Raw genomic sequence first — 18,876 nt, 5'->3', positions numbered from 1 at the left:
AGGCCAGCCGGCTGAAACAAGCCGGCTGGCCTTTTTCTATTTTCACCGCCCCGGCATGGAGCGGAGGGAAGCAACTGTCGGGCGGGTCAGGCGCTGCAAGAGCATCCTCCGCCGGAACCGCATCCGCCGGAACAGGAAGAGTCCTGGGAAAAGAACGGATTGCTGACCGGGACTTTCACGGATTCCGACACCGTCTTCCCGATAAGCAGGCTGACTTCATCAAGCAGATCCTGGAGATCGTTCTCCGCAATTTTCAGCGCGGCGACCTTGTCATCCAGATCCAGCTGGCGCTTCATGATCCGGACCTGTTTCATGACGGTGGAATAATCGGGATGATAGCGGCCGAACCGCTGGACTTCTTCATACCGTTCTTTCATCAAGGTGAATTCCCTGATCTGTTCTATAAGCTGCGGATCGGTATAGACTGTATGGTGGGCAAGCCGGTACGCCTCCGCCTGTTCGGAAGAGACGATCATCCGGCTGAGCAGTTCTGATTCATCGATGACGCGGAGCCATTCGTCGGTCATCATCATCGGCATCACTCCATTTCCCCTCCATCATACCAGATTCCGTCAGTGGATTGCACAGTGTCTGAACCGGAATTTGAGTGGATGTCCTCAAGATGCCGGCGGGCGACTTCAAAATCGGAGAACGGGCGGGTCACCCCTGCGGTCGTCTGGCCGGATTCATGTCCTTTCCCCGCGATGAGTACGATATCCCCGTGCGCCGCCTCCGCAATGGCTCTTCGGATCGCCAGTTCCCGGTCCGGTTCCGCCCGGTGGTTCGGACCTTCCCCGCCGATCCCTCCGAGTATATCCGAGATGATCTGCAGCGGATCTTCATTCCTCGGGTTGTCGGACGTCACCCATACGGAAGAAGAATAAAATGCGGCGATCTCGCCCATTTCCGGGCGTTTCTCCTTGTCCCGGTCGCCGCCGCATCCGAAGACCGTGATGATCCGCCCCCCGGCCTCAAGTGCCAGGGATTCGAGCACCGCCTTCAGCGCATCCGGCGTATGGGCATAGTCGACGATGACCCGGACTCCGGACAGCCCGGTCTCCTGCATCCTCCCCTCCGGCAGCTTCAATCCTTCCAGCCCGGCTCTGCACGAGCGGATTCCAAAGCCCAGCGAGACCGCGGCAGCCAGTGAAGCCGCCGCATTCAGCCGATTATGCTTCCCTCCTACAGGCGCAGGGAGCAGAGTCCGTTCGTCCCCGCAGCCTGCCGCCCAACTGCCCGATCCGGCGTCTTCCACCCATATATGGTTCCCGCCGTCCGGTGACCCTCCGAATGTCCAGCCTGCCGACTTCCCTTCGCAGAGCTTCAGGATGGCCGGGTCGTCGCGGTTCAGGATGATCCGGTCCGAAAGATCCGCCAGCCGCGCCTTGGCACGCAGATAGGCGGCCTCCCCGCCGTGTTCACCGTAATGATCCTTGCCGATATTGAGGAAGACGCCGCGGGTGATCCGGCAGTGGCCGAGGCGGCCTCCCTCCAGGCCGAGCGACGAAGCCTCCAGGGCGATATGGGTGACGCCCGAATCCGCACAGTGCCTGAGCACCCTTTGAAGATGTGTCGGCGGAACCGTCGTCAGAGCCGGAAGCCCGATATCCTGCTTCTCGCCGTCGACCCAGAGGCCGAGCGTGCCGAGCACGGCCGCTTTGATGCCGGCCGCCTTCAGGATCTGTCCGATGAAATGAGTGACCGTCGTCTTGCCGTTCGTCCCCGTCACCGCGATGACTTCCAGCTCGCGGGAAGGGTGACCGTAAAACGCCGAACAGGCATGAGCGAGGAAGTCGGCCGCATCCGGAACGGAGACGGCCGCGACATCCGGCGGCAGCTCAGGCGGATCCGGTGTGTCCGTGACGACCGCGACCGCGCCGTTTCTGAGCGCCTCGGGAATATGAGCGGTTCCGTCCGACCTTCTTCCTTTCCTGACAACGAAGACCGAGCCCGGGACGACTTCTGCGGAATGGTCCGTCACGCCGCGGACCTCCGCCCGGATATTCCCGCCCGATGCGGTGCACGGCCAGTTTTTAAGCAGCTCGCACAACAGAATCATGCACAGCCCCTTCCCGAACATTTTCTCTCCGGACGAATACATTAAATTGGAGTCCACTTCATCGTATGTGGACCGAAACCCGTTTGACACGCGGAAAGAAGGTGGCACCGGACAATGATCATTCAAAAATTCGGCGGGATCGCCGTCAGGGATCGGGCTTCAAGGGAGCACTGTATCCGTCATATCCTGAAAGGAATCCAGGAACACGGCCGGGTCATCGCAGTCGTCTCTGCCATGGGGCGGGCGGGGGATCCCTATTCAACCGACAGCCTTCTCGGGGCAAGCGGGACCCTGGAAGACTTCCCGCACCCGGCGGATCTGGCGGCGGCGTGCGGGGAACTGCTCGCCTCTGCAGTTTTGTCGGCAGAACTTTCGGCGGCCGGAATCGGCAACGAGCTGCTCTATGGGAGCCGGTCCGGCATCTCTGCAGAGGGCCCGTTCGGTTCGGCCGGCCTTCGGGCGGACGGGGACCGGCTGATCCATTCGCTCGGAGATTTCCACGTCGGTGTCGTTCCGGGATTTCTCGGGACCGGCGCAGACGGCCGGATCCGGACATCCGGCAGAGGCGGGAGCGACCTGACTGCGGTCGTTCTGGCGAAGGCGCTCGATGCGGATGCCGCCGAGTTCTTCAAAGACGTCCCCGGCATCATGAGTGCTGACCCTGCGCTCGATCCCGCTGCAAAAAAGATCCATTCCATGTCCTATGCGGAGCTGATTCCCCTCCTGTCAACCGACAGGCCCGTGATCCAGAAAAAAGCGGCACTGTACGCCGCAAGGGCGCAAGTGCCGCTTCATATCCGCAATTATCTCGGCTACGAGCCGGGAACATGGATCCTCCCCTGAACCGCCGGTCCTACTTCGAGGCGCCTGCGGGATCGGGTCTCTCAATGAATATATGGGAATAGCTGCTGCCCGACACGCCGGCTCCCTGCCGGTTGAATCCCGGCCGTTCAAGCAGTTCGCGGTGTTCCGGTGAGTTGATCCATCCATGCAGGGTGGCCGGGGCATCTACATAATCCACCGCTTTGTTCTCCCCCGCCTTCCCGTACGGGACCTGGGCCTGCTCCAGATCTTCGGTCAGGGTGACCGGCTCTTTTTTCAGCGCCGCCCCCCTGATTGCCCGGACCGCCCGCTCCCGCGCAACGGCAGAAGCGTCGGGATCCCGGACGAGCTCCGGAAGACCGGCACGTTTGCGGAACAGATCGGCCAGATCCATCACCTGCAGCTCATTCGCCCGGTCGACCGCCCGGTGAAGGGTCGAGGACATGGCCGGAGGAACAGGCAGATCCCCGCTGTAGCTCATTTCATACGGCTGCTGGAGAACGAGGGCCTCCGGGGAAATGAACCGGACGGCAAACAGCGAGTCGGACTCCGTATCCGCATATAGCTGTCCATAAAGTCCATCATAGGCGATGAGCATCCGCTCCTGCATATCATCTCCGTTCAGGGTGAACACATATTGGTTCGTCCCGATCTCCACGTTCACTTCGGATTCAAGGATCGTGGACCGGTAGATTTCCTCCAGCGGCTGACCGATGCTGAACGGGCGGACATCCCGTCCTTCTCCGGCCGCGTAAACCTGGTTGATGATTCCGTTTTTGACACCGGCCATCATATATTCGGCGACCGGCTCGTTGTACACCCACCACTCAAAACCGTAGGATGACGGCTCGATTCGATCCGGACGTCCGTATTTCTCCGTCAGGGAGTCGGCCGCTTCGCCGACGAAAGATGACAGTCCCCCTTCCGGCCGGCTGAGCGCCTGATGTCCCGGCGGAACGGCTGTTTCCTTCGGCAATGCGGTGTTCGGGCCGACCGGCGAGATGAGCGGGTCATTCTCAGCCGGGTCCCGTGAAATGAACAAGATGAACCCTGTGACGAGGATCAGTACCAAGATGACGCGCAACGCAAATTTCAATCAGAAAACTCCTTGGCCTTTTGAATTTAGGTCCATTATACCAGCGGGAGTTGCGCCGACACAATCTTGTCATTGCAACCGCCATGCAGTTGTTCTATCATAGGAGGGTATAGGCATAAGGGCAGACCGGCCCAAAGGAGGCAAACGAATCATGTACTTTGAGAACACCGGAATCGAAGGCGTGACAGCCGAACTTACATTGTTGGACGAAATCATGAACAGGCACGGACTCGTGCGCGCTGAGCAGTGGGACTATGAACGGGTCAGCTACGATAAGAAGATCGTCATCAAGGAAGGCACCTACTATCTCCGCATCTTCGGATTCACGCCGGACGGGGATGTCGGCTCCGGCCATGCGGTCATGCATCTGAAAAAGCCGGTCCTCGGCAAGCATTACTATCCGCACGGCGTCGAATACGGAGAAGATGAAGTATTCCCCGACTATCTCGTTAAGAGCTGCACGAAAACACTGCTCGAAGTTCAGGAAGACCTCAAAGGATACGACCTGAACGCGTAACGCCAAAAGCTCCGCCCCCGAAACGGGAAGCGGGGCTTTTTTTCTATTTATCGGGTCTTCGAAAACAGAACTGCCTATTCAAACAGCAGGCGGTTGGCTATAATGGACTTATCATATCCACGGGAGAGACTGCTGCATGTCCAGATGGTTGAATCGCCGAACGCTTACGATTGTGTTCCTCGTTATCGCAGTACTCCTCTTTGCTGTGTTTATCCTGCCGATCTCGCTGCCGCTCCTTTTTGCGCTGATCACGGCAATCTTCCTTGAACCGCTCGTCAAGCTGACGATGAACCGGTTCAAATGGAGCCGGAAGACGACCGTCATCTCCGTCTTCATCTCGTTCATGGCCCTGCTGGCGGTGCTATTCTACTTTTCTGTCACCCAGCTGTTCGGCAAGCTGATCGAATTTACAAAATCCGCCCCGGAGCGGTTCAATACGGCCACCGGTGTCTGGATCGATATCCAGGATAAGTTGTTCAATTACACGGAAGGCATGCCGCTCGAAGCGGTGGAAGCCATTCAAAATGAGATGAACCGTCTCATCGAGTCATTAAGGGACTCCCTGCTTTCATTCGTCAACTATGACACGATTTCGGGCCTGCTGACGGGCATCCCGAATTTCCTCGTGGGCATGATCGTCTACCTGATCGCCCTGTTCCTCTTCATGCTCGATCTGCCGGGACTGCGTCTCACCTTGTTCAAGCATATGACGGAGGCCACCGGCGAAAAAATGAGGATTCTTCTCGAGCGGATCAATCTGGTCATTTTCGGCTTCATCAAAGCCCAGCTGCTCGTCAGCCTGATCATCCTCGGCATTTCGTTTATCGGACTTCTGATCATTAAGCCACAGTATGCCATCGTCATGTCCCTCGTCATCTGGATCATCGACCTCATCCCGATTCTCGGATCCATCATCATCCTGGCCCCCTGGTCCATTTACCAGTTTGCAAGCGGGGACGTGGCGGAAGGAACCAAACTGGCCATCCTGGCTGTCATTCTCCTGATCGTGAGGCGGACAGTGGAACCGAAAGTGATGGGCTCTCAGATCGGTCTGTCTCCGCTGGCCACGCTCATCGCCATGTTCATCGGGCTGAAGCTGTTCGGCTTCCTCGGGCTGTTCGCCGGCCCGCTCGTCGTGATCCTTTACAATGCCGCAAAAGAAGCCGGGATCATCCGGCTCCAGTTCAAGATCTGATCGATTGGAATCCCCTCTCTGCAGACATGCTCGTCTGCAGTTTTTTTGTGGATCCGTTGAAGTGTCTCTCAAAAAGCCAAGCCGGCCCATACAAGAAAAAACGACCGCGGAATGCGGTCGTTTTTCATGTTCAGTATCCGAGGATGGCGCGGAAGACGGACACCGTCTCCCCGCCCTTGTAAAACACATACAGCAGCAGGTACACCATGACTCCCGTGATGGCGGTGAAGAACCAGATGATGCTCGTGACCGGCCCGATTTTCCGGTGCCGGGGCTGAACATCTTTCAGGCCCGTCCAGATCGAGACGAGTCCGAAGACGGCCCCGACCGTCGCGAGGAAGATATGGAAGATGAGGAAGACCGTGTAGAAGATCTTCAGGTTGTCCGGACCGCCGAAAGATGTGTTGCCGATGAACACGGTCCGGGAAATATAGATGATGAAGAACAGAAGCGCAGAAACGCCGGCTGCCAGCATCGTCTTTTTATGTGATTCGATCTTCCTCCGCCGGATCTGCGTCCAGCCGATCGCTACGAGAACCGCACTGAGCACAATGAAAAAAGTGCTAATAGTCGGCAAGATTGGAACGGACATCGAATGAATTTCCCCCTAAGGCTTGCCGGGATCAGCTATACATCGAAAGCCGTTCCCGCTCCAGCAGTTGTTTTTTTGTAAGCTCGTCGGCATTGTCACGCTCGTGACGGAACCAGTTGATGAAGATCCTGCCGAGGACGACACCGTAGATGATCTCCTGCAGCACTTTCATGATGACGCCGCCAAGCTGCTGATCATACAGGATCGGCATGTTCGAGAACACTTCCGGACCGGAAAGCCCGGCGTTCGCGAGTGTGCCGAGAGTGGCTGCCGGTACGCAGAGGGCCATCGACTGCAGCCATGCCTCCCCGCTCTGATACGTCTCATAAACCGGGACGTCGACGAAAATGATGAGTGCACAGGCGGGCGTGATCAGGATGGCGCTTGCGATGATGTACCCGATCTTGGACAGTCCCTGGAGCCGTCTCTTCACATCCAGCGTGTTGACGATCGGCCACCAGAGGAACAGGGCCGAGATGAACAGCGTGATGGTGAACGCTGCGTGCAGCGGGATGCTCAGCTTGATCGTATCGAGGATGAGGGGCAAATGATACACCGAGAACATCCCGCTGAAAACGATCAGGCTGATGATCGGCTTCGTCATGATATGCAGGAATCCGCCGAGAACCGGAACAGCGAACACTTTGCGCCAGATCCAGTTCGGGATCCCCATGATGAGAAACGGTGCGGCGACCAGAAGAAGAATGGCCATCTGGACCATATGCATCGTGAACAGGATATGACCGAGAAGGTCCACCGGAGACCCCTTCGTCACATAGACGAGAAGCAAGCCGATCGAGAAGTCGATCAGTTCGCGGCGCTTGAGGGGTTCACTGCCGGAAAATCGGTCTCTCCATTTAACGGTGATGAGCAAATAGAGCAGGAACATAGCAAGAAGGAAAGTGAAGAAATACGGACTCCACAGAGCCACAAAGCCAAATATGCTAATCGGCACCATTGCCATCGCTCCTTTTGAAAGTAGGTCTTCCCCCATTATAAAGCGAGCCCAAACCCAATAGCAATGAACGAAGTATGACACATTCGGCTTCCGTCCATACAAAAACGCCATGGCCCGAAGGCGCAATGGCGTTTTTGGGGTGGGATCTTACCACCAGATGATCGTCAGGAAAGCAAGGACGGTCAGGAAGGCGATCAGGACACCCGTATACATGAACATTGCCGGGAGGCCGTGGCCTTCTTCCTTCATATGCATGAAGTAGTACAGCTGCAGTCCGACCTGCACTGCTGCGAGCAGCAGGATGACCGGAAGGACGAACAGGGCGGAAAAACCGGCCTGGACAGCCGTGAACGAGATGAGCGTCATGAAGATCATGAGCGCGAACATCATCAGCTGGCCGCGCATTGCACGGTCTGCATTGCGCTTCTTGTACTTGTATTCTGCCGGCGTCTTTTCAATGATCTCGATATCGTGTGCCATCTTAACCGACCACTCCCATCAAGTAGACTACCGTGAAGATGAAGACCCAGACGACGTCAATGAAGTGCCAGTACAGCGAGAACGTATAATACTTCGTCGCGTTGTACAGGTTCAGCCCGCGGCGTGCGTTCCTCAGGATGAGGAGGGACAGCCAGACGAGACCGATCGCCACGTGAAGACCGTGGGTCCCGACGAGCGTGTAGAACGCCGAGCTGAACGCACTGTTGTTGTACGTGAAGCCGAGGTGGATATAATGAGTGAACTCATACACTTCGAAGCCGAGGAAGCCGAGGCCGAGGAAGCCGGTGATTGCGAGCCAGAGCTGCATGGCCTTGAAATTGTAGTTCTTCATGTGATACATCGCATACACGCTCGTCAGGGACGACGTAAGGAGCAGCATCGTCATGACGAAGACGAGCGGAAGCTCAAACAAGGTCTGCGTCGAGAATTCGTTGCCGCTCGGAACCGAGTTCCGGAGCGCCAGGTACGTCGCGAACAAAGTGGCGAAGAGAATGGTTTCCCCGCCGAGGAAGAGCCAGAAGCCGACGAATTTGTTTTTCGCCTCCATCGTGGCCGTTTCCGGATGGTCCGGCCACGACTTAGGAGTGAATTTAGTGTTCAAATCCATTATTTGCTCCCCCTTTCATTTCGGAGGGCATCTTCGGTGCGGATGATCTCATCTTTCGTCACATAGAAGCCGAGGTCGTCTTTGACCGAACGTGCTGCCATTGCGAGGAACGTGATGACGAGTCCGCCGATGAGGACCGGAAGCCCCCAGCTGTGCTCGAGCCGGAACATCGCGCCGAAACCGGCAACGAACAGGCCGAACGACATGATGAGCGGGATGATCGAACCATTCGGCATATGGATGTCGGCAAGCGGTTCAGCCGGAATCCAGCCTTTTTTGTTGCCTTCTTGCTTTTCGATCCAGTACGAGTCAAGACCGCGGACGAGAGGTGTCTGCGGGAAGTTGTAGAACGGCGGCGGAGACGGGATGGCCCATTCAAGCGTACGTCCGTCTTCCCAAGGGTCGTTTCCGACACGCTCGTTCTTCGCTGTCGTCATGATGATGTTGATGACGAGCACGATGACACCGATCGCCATCAGGATGGCACCAACCGTACTGATCGCGTTGAACAGATCCCAGCCCTGGTCGGCGTTGTAGGTCCAGACACGGCGCGGCATCCCCATGAGTCCGAGGAAGTGCTGCAGGAAGAATGTCATATGGAACCCGACGAAGAAGAACCAGAACGTCACCTTGCCGAGTGTTTCGCTCAGCATCGTGCCGAACATCTTCGGCCAGTACAGGTGAGTCGCAGCCAGGATGGCCAGGACAACCCCGCCGACGATGACGTAGTGGAAGTGGGCAACGATGAAGTAAGAGTCATGGAGCTGGTAGTCAAGAGGCGCAGCACCTTGCTGAACCCCCGTCACGCCGCCCATGACGAACGACGGGATGAACCCGAGCGCATAAAGCATCGGAGTCGTGATGCGGATGCTTCCGCCCCACATCGTCAGGAGCCAGTTGAAGATCTTGACCCCGGTCGGAACGGCGATCGCCATCGTCGCTACCGCGAAGATCGCGTTTGCCGTCGGCCCGAGACCGACTGTGAACATGTGGTGGGCCCATACCATGAAGCCGAGGAACCCGATCAGCACGGTCGCGAAGACCATCGCCGAGTAGCCGAACAGGCGCTTCCGCGAGAAGATCGTGAAAATCTCGGAGAAGATACCGAACGACGGCAGGATGAGGATGTATACCTCAGGGTGTCCGAAGATCCAGAAGATATGCTCCCAGATGATCGTGTTACCGCCAAAGTTGACATCAAAGAAGTTACCGCCGAACATCCGGTCGAATGTCAGGAAGAACAGGCCGACCGTCAGCGGAGGGAAAGCGAACAGGATGAGTGCCGACGCGACGAATGTCGTCCATGTGAAGAGCGGCATCCGCATGTAAGTCATCCCCGGGGCACGCATGTTGATGATCGTGACGAGGAAGTTGATCCCCGCCATGAGCGTGCCCGCTCCGGCGATCTGAAGGCCGATGGCGTAGAAGTCGATCCCGTGCCCCGTCGAAGCGAGGGACAGGGATGCATAGGACGTCCAGCCGGCATCAGGAGCCGCATCGATGAACCAGCTGAGGTTCAGGAAGAGGCCGCCGAAGAAGAACATCCAGAAACCGAGAGAGTTGATGAACGGGAACGCGACGTCACGCGCCCCGATCTGCAGGGGAACGATCGCGTTCATGAAGCCGAACAGCAATGGCATCGCTGCCAGGAAGATCATGGTCGTCCCGTGCATTGTGATCAGTTCGTTAAAGAAACCTGCACTTACGAAGTCGTTGTTCGGTACAAGGAGCTGCAGGCGGATCATGAGAGCCTCGATCCCGCCGAGGACGAAGAAGAATCCGCCCCCGATCAGGTAAAGGATGCCGATCTTCTTATGGTCGACTGTCGTCAACCAGTCCCACAGCGTTGCGCCGAACCCTTTCTTTTGTGCGACTGTATTCGCAGCAGTTGTCACAGTTGTTAGCCTCCTTTACCTTACTCTTCGACTTTAAGTCCGAGCAGATAATCCGCAATCGCATCCAGGTCTTCATCCGAGAGGCTGTCGAAAGCAGGCATCAGGTTGCCCGGCTTGTATTTTTGCGGATCTTGGATCCAGTTGACGATGTTTTCCTTGCTGTGGTCCAGGTAGCCGGCAACACGGTTGCGGTCGCCGAATGTTGCCATGTTCGGACCTGCGGCGCCGGACGCTCCGACTGCGGATGTCGCGTGGCAGCCGATGCAGCTCTGTGCAAATGCGGCTTCGCCCGCATCAGCGGAATCTTTGTCAGCGACCTGGTTTTCCGTATCCTTCATGGATGCGACCCAGTTGTCGAAGTCATCGCGATTCAGCGTTTTGACCTTGAAGTCCATAAGGGCGTGGGACGGTCCGCAGAGTTCTGCACACTTGCCGTAGAAGACGCCGTCTTTCAGATCTTTGGACTCTTTGTCGAACACGAGGTAGAACTTGTTGAGGTTGTCAACGTTCGTGTCCATCTTGCCGCCGATTGCCGGAATCCAGAACGAGTGCTTGACGTCTGCGGCTTTCAGGTTGAAGAACACTTTCTCACCGGTCGGTACGACGAGTTCCTGAGCCGTCACGATGCCGTACTCCGGATACTCGAATTCCCACCAGTACAGTTTTGCCGTCACATCGACGACAAGGTGTTCCGGATCGCCATCATCGTTCGTCTTCTCCATTGCCGATACATCCCCGAGCTTGTATGTGTAATAGACCGTCGGGATTGCAATGATCAGCAGAAGGAGGATCGGGACGGCTGTCCAAATGAACTCGAGCTTGTGGCTGCCTTCAACGTCATCCGGCATGTGATCTTCGCCGAGCTTGGAACGGCGGAATTTAAAGAGCGCCGCCACGTAGATGACCACAACGACTATGATGACCAACAGCATGATTAAAGAGGTCAGGATGAGCAGGTTGAACTGCTCCTGCCCGACTTCACCCGCCGGCCTCAGAGTCGAGAGGTATTCTTCACCGCATCCCGACAGGACGAGTGCAAGGGCGGCCAGCATAGCTGGGAAGCGCCATTTCTTTAGTCCTTTCATCATCGATTAACCAAACCTCTCTTTCATATTTGTTTTTCAAGTATGAGGACGGTGATGCCCTTTTATGATGAATTCTTGGCAAGAAAGAATTCCGGGATCATGCGATGACCGAGAAGATGATCATCGAGACGAATAGGATCGTCATGTAATTCAGGGAATAGACGAACATGCGAGTCGCCCATTTGATCTCGTCCCCTGTCTTAAAGCCCTTCAGCGCGATCAAGAGCCAGCCGAGGTTCAGCAGGGTTGCGAGGATGATGAAGGCCGTTCCGAGCTGCGGAAGCAGGAACGGCAGCGGGAAGAGTGCGAGCACCCAGCCCAGCATCGAGCGTTTCGTGCGTTTGAAGCCTTTTACGACAGGGAGCATCGGAATTCCGGCAGCCCTGTATTCTTCGGTTCTCCTCATGGCGATTGCATAGAAGTGAGGCGGTTGCCAGATGAACATGATGAGGAAGAGCGCCCAGGCCCCTGTGCCGAGCGACGGCTCTACCGCGGCCCAGCCGATCAGCGGCGGGATGGCGCCGGAGATTGCCCCGACGACCGTGTTTGCCGCATGTCTCCTCTTCGACCACATCGAGTAAAGGACGACATAGGCAAAAATCCCGGCAAGGCCCCAAAGGCCTGCATTCACGGAGGCCGAGAAGAGAAGGATCTCGCCCGCCAGCATAAAGGTGATGGACATGGCGAAAACCGAAGGCGCCTTGAACCTACCCGTTACAGTCGGCCGGGACTTGGTCCTCGTCATGACCGGATCGATATCGCGGTCGATCAGGTTGTTCATCGCCGCGGCCCCCGCCACGATCAGTCCGGAACCGAGGACCGCATAGAACATCAGGTCCAATTCGTGCAGAAAGTGCCTGCCGGAAAACTGAACTGCCAGGAAGAAGCCCGCGAACACCGTGATGACGTTCGAATTCACAATGCCGATCTTGATGAGTGCCAGAAAATCCTTTACGAAGGAAGCAGATTCCGTCTCCGCCTGATCGGCCGTGACCGTGCGACTGTTTGTCATGAAACCCCTCCTTTCAAACTGCCGGCAACACCCGCTATCCTTTACTATATCGGAAATTCGGGACCAATTCTAGACTTAACCCAAATTTGTCGAACGGAAGCGGAACGCCCGTCATAAATTCACAACATATCTATAGTAAAGCATTTCAGAATTTCTTTTGTGAAGCCATTGGGGCTTTTTTATGAACAAATTGTGAAAAGGACAGTTGCACCGGCAACGCCTGTCCGCCCGCCGTTGTATTTGCATTCTGTTTCATATATCATCAAAAAAGCGGAGACCGTCTCCGGGGCGGTCAGAACAGACAAAGAAGGTGTCATCATGCGTTACAGCAATAAACTGAAATGGCTCGCCGTCGCCTCGACGATCGGCATGCTCGCCATCCTTCTCGGCGGCGCACTGGTCACGAAGACCGACAGCGGCCTGGGATGCGGCAGGCACTGGCCCGGATGCAACGGCCAGCTCATCCCCACTGAAATCACCGCCGAAGTGCTGATCGAATTCTCGCACCGGCTCGTGACCGGCCTGGTCGGAATCTTCATCGTGGTCCTCAGCATCTGGGCTTGGAAGGCACTCGGGCACATCCGGGAAACGAAATTCCTGTCGTTCATGGCAGTATTCTTCCTTATTCTGCAGGCGCTCATCGGAGCGGCTCAAGTCAAGTGGGGCCAGGGAGATTTCATCCTGGCTCTGCACTTCGGGATTTCCCTCATCTCCTTTGCTGCCGTCTTCCTGCTGACTCTTCTCATATTCGAGGTCGACAGGAAGTTCGATGCCGATAAGGTTCAGATCGGCAACCGGCTGAAATGGCACACGATCGGGGTCACGCTCTATTCCTATGCGGTCGTCTATACGGGCGCGCTCGTCCGGCACACCGGATCGGGTCTCGTCTGCCGGGACTGGCCGTTCTGCCGGAATGACGACATCGGCCTGCCGACCAACCTGAACGAATGGGTCCAGATGGGCCACCGGACGGCCGCCTTCCTGATCATCGTCTGGATCGGCTACATCGCCTTCCACGCATGGCGGAACTACAAGGACCAGAAAGTGATCAGCCGGGGCTGGATGATCGCATTCATCCTCGTCCTCAGCCAGGCAACCACCGGCGCCATCGTCGTCTTCACCCGCCTGAACCTGTTCGCGGCCCTCGTCCACTCGCTCATCATCTCCATGCTCTTCGGCCTCCTCTGCTACATGCTCCTCCTCGTCTCACGCAGCCGGGTAAAACAAAAGCGGAGCGGGCTGTAAAGACCCGACAGGCATAAGACGGTCCGCAGAGCGAGGCCCGCCTCGCGGAGCGGAACGACTTATGACCCCGAGGGGCTAGCCCGCGCAGCTAGACGAAACAAAAGCGGAGGGCGCCTGAACAGAGGCGACAGGCGTAAGGCGGGATGCAAAGCGAAGCCCGCTTCGCGGCGCATCATGACTTACGACCCCGAGCCTCTGGCGCCCGCAGCTGGACGAAACAAAAGCGGAGCGGGCTGTAAAGCCCCGTCAGGCATAAGACGGTCCGCAGAGCGAGGCCCGCCTCGCGGAGCGGAACGACTTATGACCCCGAGGAGCTAGCCCGCGCAGCTGGACGAAACAAAAGCGGAGGGCGCCTGAACAGAGGCGACAGGCGTAAGGCGGGATGCAAAGCGAAGCCCGCTTCGCGGCGCATCATGACTTACGACCCCGAGCCTCTGGCGCCCGGAGCTAGATGAAACAAAAGCGGAGGGCGCCTGAACAGGGGCGACAGGCATGGACATCGGACGATCCGATGTCCGTCCATACCCTAAACCTACCCGATAACATGCATGAATAAAGGGAAGCCGGCAAAAAAATCTGCTGGCTTCCCTTTTTGCTTCCTTTGATTCTCAATCCTCATCCATTTCGATCAGGAGGTCACCGGTCGAGATGGCATCCCCCGCCGAGACGAAGATGTCCTTGACCGTTCCATCAAACGGCGCCTGGACCGTCGTCTCCATCTTCATCGCTTCCGTGATAAGCAGATGTTCCCCGCGTTTCACGCGGCTGCCCCGGTCGACCGCCACTTTCAAAACAGTCCCCGGCATCGTGGCGCCGATCTGGCGGCTGTTGCCTTTATCTGCTTTAAGGCGCTGGACCGTGTCTACCTCCGCCGAGGCGTCGGTGACGACAACCTCACGGGGCTGGCCGTTCAGCTCGAAATAAATGATACGGGTCCCGTCGGACTGGACTTCACCGATCGAGACAAGCTTGACGATGAGCGTCTTCCCTTTCTCGATCTCCACTTCGACTTCTTCACCGAGCCGCAGCCCGTAAAGGAAGGCCGGCGTGTCGATCACGGAGACGTCTCCGAATTTTTCCTGCTGGGTGCAATAGTCCTCGAATACTTTCGGATACAAGGCGTGCGCCAGCAGGTCGTGACTCGATACCGGCCGGCCGAGCCGGTTGAACAGCTGTTCCCGAGCAGCTTCAAAGTCATACGGTTCAAGGAGTTCGCCCGGTCGGACGGTGAGCGGCGTCCGTCCTTTCAGAATCACTTGCTGGAGTTCTTCCGGGAAACCGCCGTAAGGCTGTCCGATTTCGCCCCTGAAAAACTCGATGACCGAATCCGGGAAGTCGATCGACCGTCCGCGCTCGATGACCGACTGCTCGTCGAGGTTATTCTGGACCATGAAGAGGGCCATGTCCCCGACAACTTTCGACGACGGCGTCACCTTCACGACATCCCCGAACATCAGATTGACCCGCGCGTACATCTCCTTCACTTCTTCCCAGCGCTCTCCGAGCCCGACAGCCTTCGCCTGCTGCTGCAGGTTGCTGTACTGGCCGCCCGGCATTTCATGGAAGTAGATTTCGCTGTGCGGACTTTTCATCCCGCTTTCGAAATGCCCGTACATGCTGCGGACGTCTTCCCAGTAGTGGGAAAGCTGCTCCATCGCGCCGACATTGCCCCTCACGCGCCGGCCTCCGCCTTCCACCGCGTTGATGAGCGTCGATGCGCTCGGCTGGGAAGTGAGGCCTGCCATCGAGCCGAGCGCCGTGTCGACAATGTCGACCCCCGCATCGATCGCCCGGGCATACAAATAAATCCCGTTGCCGCTCGTGTCATGCGTGTGGAGATGGATCGGCAGAGAGACGGTTTCCTTCAGCTCGGAGACGAGCCGGTAGGCCGCTTCCGGCTTCAGGAGGCCCGCCATGTCCTTGATGGACAGGATGTGGGCTCCTGCATCCTCCAGCGCCTTCGCCATCTCCTTATAGTACGCCACGGTATACTTCGCCCGGTTGTCGTCCAGAATATCTCCTGCATAGCAGATCGCGGCTTCCGCGACTTTCCCCGTCGCCCGGGTCTCGTCGATGGCGACTTCCATCGCCTTGATCCAGTTCAGGCTGTCGAAGATGTGGAACACGTCGATCCCGGCATCGGCGGAGCTTTTGATGAATTCCCGGATGACGTTGTCCGGATAGTTTTTATAGCCGACCGCGTTCGAACCGCGGAAGAGCATCTGGAACAGCACATTCGGAATCCGCTCGCGGAGCTTGATCAGGCGGTCCCACGGATTTTCTCCGAGGAACCGGTAGCTGACGTCAAACGTGGCGCCGCCCCACATTTCAAGCGAGAACAGATCCGGCATGAGCCGGGCGGTCTCGTCTGCGATGCCGAGGATGTCGTGCGTTCGCACCCGGGTGGCGAGAAGTGACTGATGCGCATCACGGAACGTCGTATCGGTGAGCAGCACATCCTCCTGCTCCATGATCCATTTCGACAGCCCTTCCGCACCGCGCTCTTCGAGAATCTGTTTCGTGCCCGGTGCAGGGGGCACACTGAGATCGACCGACGGCTTCCTTGTCGAGTGGAAGACCGGCTTCTTTTCTTTGCCGATTCCCGGGAATCCGTTGACGGTTACGTTCCCGATGTAGCTGAGAAGCTTCGTTCCCCGGTCTTTCCTCGGCGGGAAGAGGAACAGTTCAGGCGTTTCGTCGATGAACGCCGTATTGTAATTGCCGGTCAGGAAATCCGGATGCTTGACGACGTTCTCCAGGAACGGGATGTTCGTCTTGATGCCCCGGATCCGGAATTCCTGAAGGTTCCGGTCCATCTTTGCGGCCGCTTCGCGGAACGTCATGCCCCAAGTGGAGACCTTGACGAGCAGCGAATCATAGTGAGGCGTGATGACCGCCCCCTGGAACCCGTTCCCCGCGTCGAGCCGTACACCGAAACCGCCTCCGGAACGGTAGACCATCAGCTTGCCCGTATCCGGCATGAAGTTGTTGAGCGGATCCTCGGTCGTGACGCGAGACTGGATTGCGTAGCCGAACAGCGGGATGTCCTGCTGTTCGGGGATGCCGGTTTCGGGATCGTGAAGTCCCCTGCCCGCGGCAATATGGATCTGTGCGTGGACGATGTCGATGCCGGTCACCATTTCCGTGATCGTATGCTCAACCTGTATGCGCGGATTCACTTCAATGAAATAGAACTTATCGCCGTCCACCAGGAACTCAACCGTGCCGGCATTCACATAGCCGGCGTTTTTCATGAGCTTGACTGCCGCATCGCAGATCTCCATACGCAGCTTGTCCCCGATCGCCGTCGACGGCGCAATTTCGACTACTTTCTGATGTCGGCGCTGGATCGAGCAATCCCGCTCATACAGATGGACGACATTGCCGTATGTATCCGCCAGGATCTGCACTTCAATATGCTTCGGCTTATTCAGGAATTTCTCGACATACACTTCGGCCGAGCCGAAGGCCGCCTTCGCCTCGGACTGCGCCCGCTCGAATGCTTCCGCGGTTTCTTCGGGTGAATGAACGACGCGCATCCCCCGGCCGCCGCCTCCGAGCGCCGCCTTGATGATGATCGGATAGCCGTTCGTTTCGCCGAATGTTTCGACTTCTTGAAGCGAAGAAACAGGGCCATCGCTTCCCGGAATGACCGGCAGCCCGGCAAGGATCGCCTGTTCGCGAGCCTTCACTTTATCGCCGAACATGTCCAGATGGGAAGAGCGCGGCCCGATGAATATGATGCCTTCCTCTTCACAGCGTTTTGCAAACTCCAAGTTCTCCGCAAGGAAGCCGTATCCCGGATGGATGGCATCGGCCCCGGAGTCTTTTGCGATCGAAATGATGCCTTCAATATCCAGATAGGCATCGATCGGCTTCTTTCCTTCCCCAACGAGATAGGCCTCGTCCGCTTTGTAGCGGTGGAAGGATCCGTTATCCTCGGCCGAATAAATGCCGACCGTCCGGATTTTCAGCTCGGTGCACGCCCGGAAGATCCGGATGGCGATCTCTCCGCGGTTCGCCACTAGGATTTTTTGGATATTCCCCATTTCCCCATCTCCTTCGCTACTGTTTCGGTTCGGTTTTGACGAACATGGATACATTCAAGAGTATCCCTATAGCAAAGGATAGCAGGATTAGCGAAGTTCCGCCATAACTTATGAACGGGAGCGGCACTCCGGTCAGGGGCATGAGGCCGGTCATGCCGCCGAGGTTGACGAACGTCTGGAAACCGATGAGGGTCCCGACGCCTGCCGCGATCATGCGCGCCTGGGGGTCTTTCGCACGCAACGCGACCGCGAATGCCCGCAGCACGATGAAGCCCAGTCCTCCGAGCACGATGACCACTCCGAGCGTTCCGAGTTCTTCTGAAATGATGGCCATGATGAAGTCCGTCTGAGGCTCGGGAAGGTAACCCATCTTCTGGATCGACTCCCCGAGCCCGAGTCCCTTCACCCCGCCGGCCCCGATGGCGAGGTAGCCGTTGATGATCTGGAAACCTTTATCGAGCGGATCCGCAAACGGATCCAGAAAAGTCGTAATCCGGCCGAGCCGGCCTTCCGTGAGCACCTGTTTCCCGAACAGCAGCATGCCGCCGACGAGGACCGCCAGGAATGCGGAGACCAGGCCCGTGAATTTGAAGAACGTCTTCGGCCGCATGCCGCTGGCCGCCATGACCGACACGCCGATGATGGCCAGGATGATCGTTGCGCCGAGATCGGTCTCCGTCAGGATGGAGAACAGGGCCAGTGTGAGCAGCGTCACAGGCGGCATGACCGAGTTGTTGAAATCATCAATCGTGTTTTTCTGGAGCTTTTTCGCAAACACGCCGGCGAAATAAAGAATGAATGTAATCTTGGCGACTTCAGAAGGCTGGACGTTGATCGGTCCGAGCTTGATCCAGCTTCTCGCCCCGACGTCGTCGCCAAAACCGACGAAGTGCACGACCGCCAGCAGAATGCCGGTGACCGCTAGGGAAACCACCATGAAGCCGGTACGCTTGTAATGCCGGTACGGGATGAACGCCCCGACGATCAGCGCCGGAAGGGCGACAGCCAGGTTTTTCAGTTGCTTGTCATAAAAGTGATCCTCTGCCCATCCGTACCGGTTAACCGCCCAGACCATGCTGGCGCTGTAGATCATGACGAGGCCAAACAGGCAAAGCACAAGCCAGGCGAAAAAGAGCGGGAAGTCGAAGTTACGTATATATCGTTTCAGGTATTTGCGCATCGGAATACTCCAATCTTTCCATTAAACAAAAAACTCAAACCGCTGTTCGTGTTTGAGTTTTCT

General features: G+C 57.2%; 16 protein-coding genes. 4 read left to right on the top strand and 12 right to left on the bottom strand.

Annotated elements, in window-relative coordinates; genetic code table 11:
• Positions 1-86 precede the first annotated feature (86 nt).
• Together BN1189_RS10595 and BN1189_RS10590 are read right to left on the bottom strand one after the other, a co-directional pair.
• Positions 87-533: a YlbF family regulator gene (locus BN1189_RS10595; RefSeq protein WP_040227997.1), complete on the bottom strand. Its 447-nt coding sequence runs from the start codon at positions 531-533 to the stop codon at positions 87-89.
• Positions 534-538: 5 nt separating this feature from the next.
• Positions 539-2,059, bottom strand: a complete 1,521-nt coding sequence (locus BN1189_RS10590) for a UDP-N-acetylmuramoyl-L-alanyl-D-glutamate--2,6-diaminopimelate ligase (protein ID WP_069201970.1) — start codon at positions 2,057-2,059, stop codon at positions 539-541.
• A gap of 114 nt (positions 2,060-2,173) precedes the next feature.
• On the opposite strand from BN1189_RS10590, the gene BN1189_RS10585 reads away from it, so the two are divergent.
• Positions 2,174-2,902, top strand: coding sequence for an amino acid kinase family protein (locus tag BN1189_RS10585; protein ID WP_040227932.1), 729 nt, complete (start codon positions 2,174-2,176; stop codon positions 2,900-2,902).
• 10 nt (positions 2,903-2,912) lie between these two features.
• Here BN1189_RS10585 and BN1189_RS10580 read toward each other — a convergent pair whose 3' ends face one another.
• Positions 2,913-3,977: a CAP domain-containing protein gene (locus BN1189_RS10580; RefSeq protein ID WP_040227930.1), complete on the bottom strand. Its 1,065-nt coding sequence runs from the start codon at positions 3,975-3,977 to the stop codon at positions 2,913-2,915.
• 151 nt (positions 3,978-4,128) lie between these two features.
• Between BN1189_RS10580 and BN1189_RS10575 the strand changes: the two genes are divergently transcribed.
• Both BN1189_RS10575 and ytvI read left to right on the top strand, forming a co-directional pair.
• Positions 4,129-4,494 (top strand): YugN family protein, encoded by a 366-nt coding sequence (locus BN1189_RS10575; RefSeq protein ID WP_040227929.1) that lies wholly within the window; start codon positions 4,129-4,131, stop codon positions 4,492-4,494.
• Positions 4,495-4,630: 136 nt separating this feature from the next.
• Complete coding sequence (gene ytvI, locus BN1189_RS10570; protein WP_040227928.1) at positions 4,631-5,689, top strand: sporulation integral membrane protein YtvI; 1,059 nt, start codon at positions 4,631-4,633, stop codon at positions 5,687-5,689.
• A 130-nt stretch (positions 5,690-5,819) separates the two neighbouring features.
• Here the strand turns inward: ytvI and BN1189_RS10565 are convergent, their stop codons facing one another.
• The 7 genes from BN1189_RS10565 to cyoE all read right to left on the bottom strand — a co-directional run bounded on the left by BN1189_RS10565 (position 5,820) and on the right by cyoE (position 12,339).
• The gene (locus tag BN1189_RS10565) at positions 5,820-6,281 is read right to left on the bottom strand and encodes a DUF420 domain-containing protein (protein ID WP_040227926.1); all 462 of its coding nucleotides are present in this window, start codon (positions 6,279-6,281) and stop codon (positions 5,820-5,822) included.
• Between the two features lie 31 nt (positions 6,282-6,312).
• Positions 6,313-7,239 carry a cytochrome c oxidase assembly factor CtaG gene (gene ctaG / locus BN1189_RS10560; protein WP_179860947.1) on the bottom strand — a complete coding sequence of 309 codons (927 nt, stop codon included), beginning with the start codon at positions 7,237-7,239 and terminating at the stop codon, positions 6,313-6,315.
• A 147-nt stretch (positions 7,240-7,386) separates the two neighbouring features.
• Positions 7,387-7,719: a cytochrome c oxidase subunit IVB gene (gene ctaF, locus BN1189_RS10555; protein WP_040227925.1), complete on the bottom strand. Its 333-nt coding sequence runs from the start codon at positions 7,717-7,719 to the stop codon at positions 7,387-7,389.
• Position 7,720: 1 nt separating this feature from the next.
• Positions 7,721-8,347 carry a cytochrome (ubi)quinol oxidase subunit III gene (locus tag BN1189_RS10550; RefSeq protein ID WP_040227924.1) on the bottom strand — a complete coding sequence of 209 codons (627 nt, stop codon included), beginning with the start codon at positions 8,345-8,347 and terminating at the stop codon, positions 7,721-7,723.
• Complete coding sequence (ctaD, locus tag BN1189_RS10545) at positions 8,347-10,242, bottom strand: cytochrome c oxidase subunit I (RefSeq protein ID WP_040227923.1); 1,896 nt, start codon at positions 10,240-10,242, stop codon at positions 8,347-8,349. The genes BN1189_RS10550 and ctaD overlap by 1 nt, the downstream gene beginning before the upstream one ends.
• Before the next feature lie 20 nt (positions 10,243-10,262).
• Entirely contained in the window at positions 10,263-11,330 is a 1,068-nt protein-coding gene (gene coxB, locus BN1189_RS10540) for a cytochrome c oxidase subunit II (RefSeq protein ID WP_040227921.1), read from the bottom strand.
• 94 nt (positions 11,331-11,424) lie between these two features.
• Entirely contained in the window at positions 11,425-12,339 is a 915-nt protein-coding gene (cyoE, locus tag BN1189_RS10535) for a heme o synthase (RefSeq protein WP_040227920.1), read from the bottom strand.
• Between the two features lie 318 nt (positions 12,340-12,657).
• On the opposite strand from cyoE, the gene BN1189_RS10530 reads away from it, so the two are divergent.
• Positions 12,658-13,584 carry a COX15/CtaA family protein gene (locus BN1189_RS10530; RefSeq protein WP_040227994.1) on the top strand — a complete coding sequence of 309 codons (927 nt, stop codon included), beginning with the start codon at positions 12,658-12,660 and terminating at the stop codon, positions 13,582-13,584.
• 608 nt (positions 13,585-14,192) lie between these two features.
• Here the strand turns inward: BN1189_RS10530 and pyc are convergent.
• Entirely contained in the window at positions 14,193-17,633 is a 3,441-nt protein-coding gene (pyc, locus tag BN1189_RS10525; RefSeq protein ID WP_040227919.1) for a pyruvate carboxylase, read from the bottom strand.
• Between the two features lie 16 nt (positions 17,634-17,649).
• A complete protein-coding gene (locus BN1189_RS10520) occupies positions 17,650-18,813 on the bottom strand; it encodes an FtsW/RodA/SpoVE family cell cycle protein (protein ID WP_040227918.1) in 1,164 nt (387 codons plus the stop codon).
• Positions 18,814-18,876: the final 63 nt, after the last annotated feature.

This window comes from Bhargavaea cecembensis (genome assembly GCF_000826125.2).
Classification (GTDB): domain Bacteria; phylum Bacillota; class Bacilli; order Bacillales_A; family Planococcaceae; genus Bhargavaea; species Bhargavaea cecembensis_B.
This window is presented reverse-complemented; position numbering and strand designations above follow the sequence as displayed.

Excerpts from the sequence above, each read along its gene's own strand:
- BN1189_RS10590 (WP_069201970.1), bottom strand. The coding sequence starts at position 2,059 with ATGATTCTGTTGTGCGAGCTGCTTAAAAACTGGCCGTGCACCGCATCG.
- pyc (WP_040227919.1), bottom strand. The coding sequence starts at position 17,633 with ATGGGGAATATCCAAAAAATCCTAGTGGCGAACCGCGGAGAGATCGCC.
- BN1189_RS10520 (WP_040227918.1), bottom strand. The coding sequence starts at position 18,813 with ATGCGCAAATACCTGAAACGATATATACGTAACTTCGACTTCCCGCTC.
- ctaF (WP_040227925.1), bottom strand. The coding sequence starts at position 7,719 with ATGGCACACGATATCGAGATCATTGAAAAGACGCCGGCAGAATACAAG.
- cyoE (WP_040227920.1), bottom strand. The coding sequence starts at position 12,339 with ATGACAAACAGTCGCACGGTCACGGCCGATCAGGCGGAGACGGAATCT.
- BN1189_RS10550 (WP_040227924.1), bottom strand. The coding sequence starts at position 8,347 with ATGGATTTGAACACTAAATTCACTCCTAAGTCGTGGCCGGACCATCCG.
- coxB (WP_040227921.1), bottom strand. The coding sequence starts at position 11,330 with ATGATGAAAGGACTAAAGAAATGGCGCTTCCCAGCTATGCTGGCCGCC.
- BN1189_RS10530 (WP_040227994.1), top strand. The coding sequence starts at position 12,658 with ATGCGTTACAGCAATAAACTGAAATGGCTCGCCGTCGCCTCGACGATC.
- BN1189_RS10595 (WP_040227997.1), bottom strand. The coding sequence starts at position 533 with ATGATGATGACCGACGAATGGCTCCGCGTCATCGATGAATCAGAACTG.
- BN1189_RS10575 (WP_040227929.1), top strand. The coding sequence starts at position 4,129 with ATGTACTTTGAGAACACCGGAATCGAAGGCGTGACAGCCGAACTTACA.
- ctaG (WP_179860947.1), bottom strand. The coding sequence starts at position 7,239 with ATGGTGCCGATTAGCATATTTGGCTTTGTGGCTCTGTGGAGTCCGTAT.
- BN1189_RS10565 (WP_040227926.1), bottom strand. The coding sequence starts at position 6,281 with ATGTCCGTTCCAATCTTGCCGACTATTAGCACTTTTTTCATTGTGCTC.
- BN1189_RS10585 (WP_040227932.1), top strand. The coding sequence starts at position 2,174 with ATGATCATTCAAAAATTCGGCGGGATCGCCGTCAGGGATCGGGCTTCA.
- ytvI (WP_040227928.1), top strand. The coding sequence starts at position 4,631 with ATGTCCAGATGGTTGAATCGCCGAACGCTTACGATTGTGTTCCTCGTT.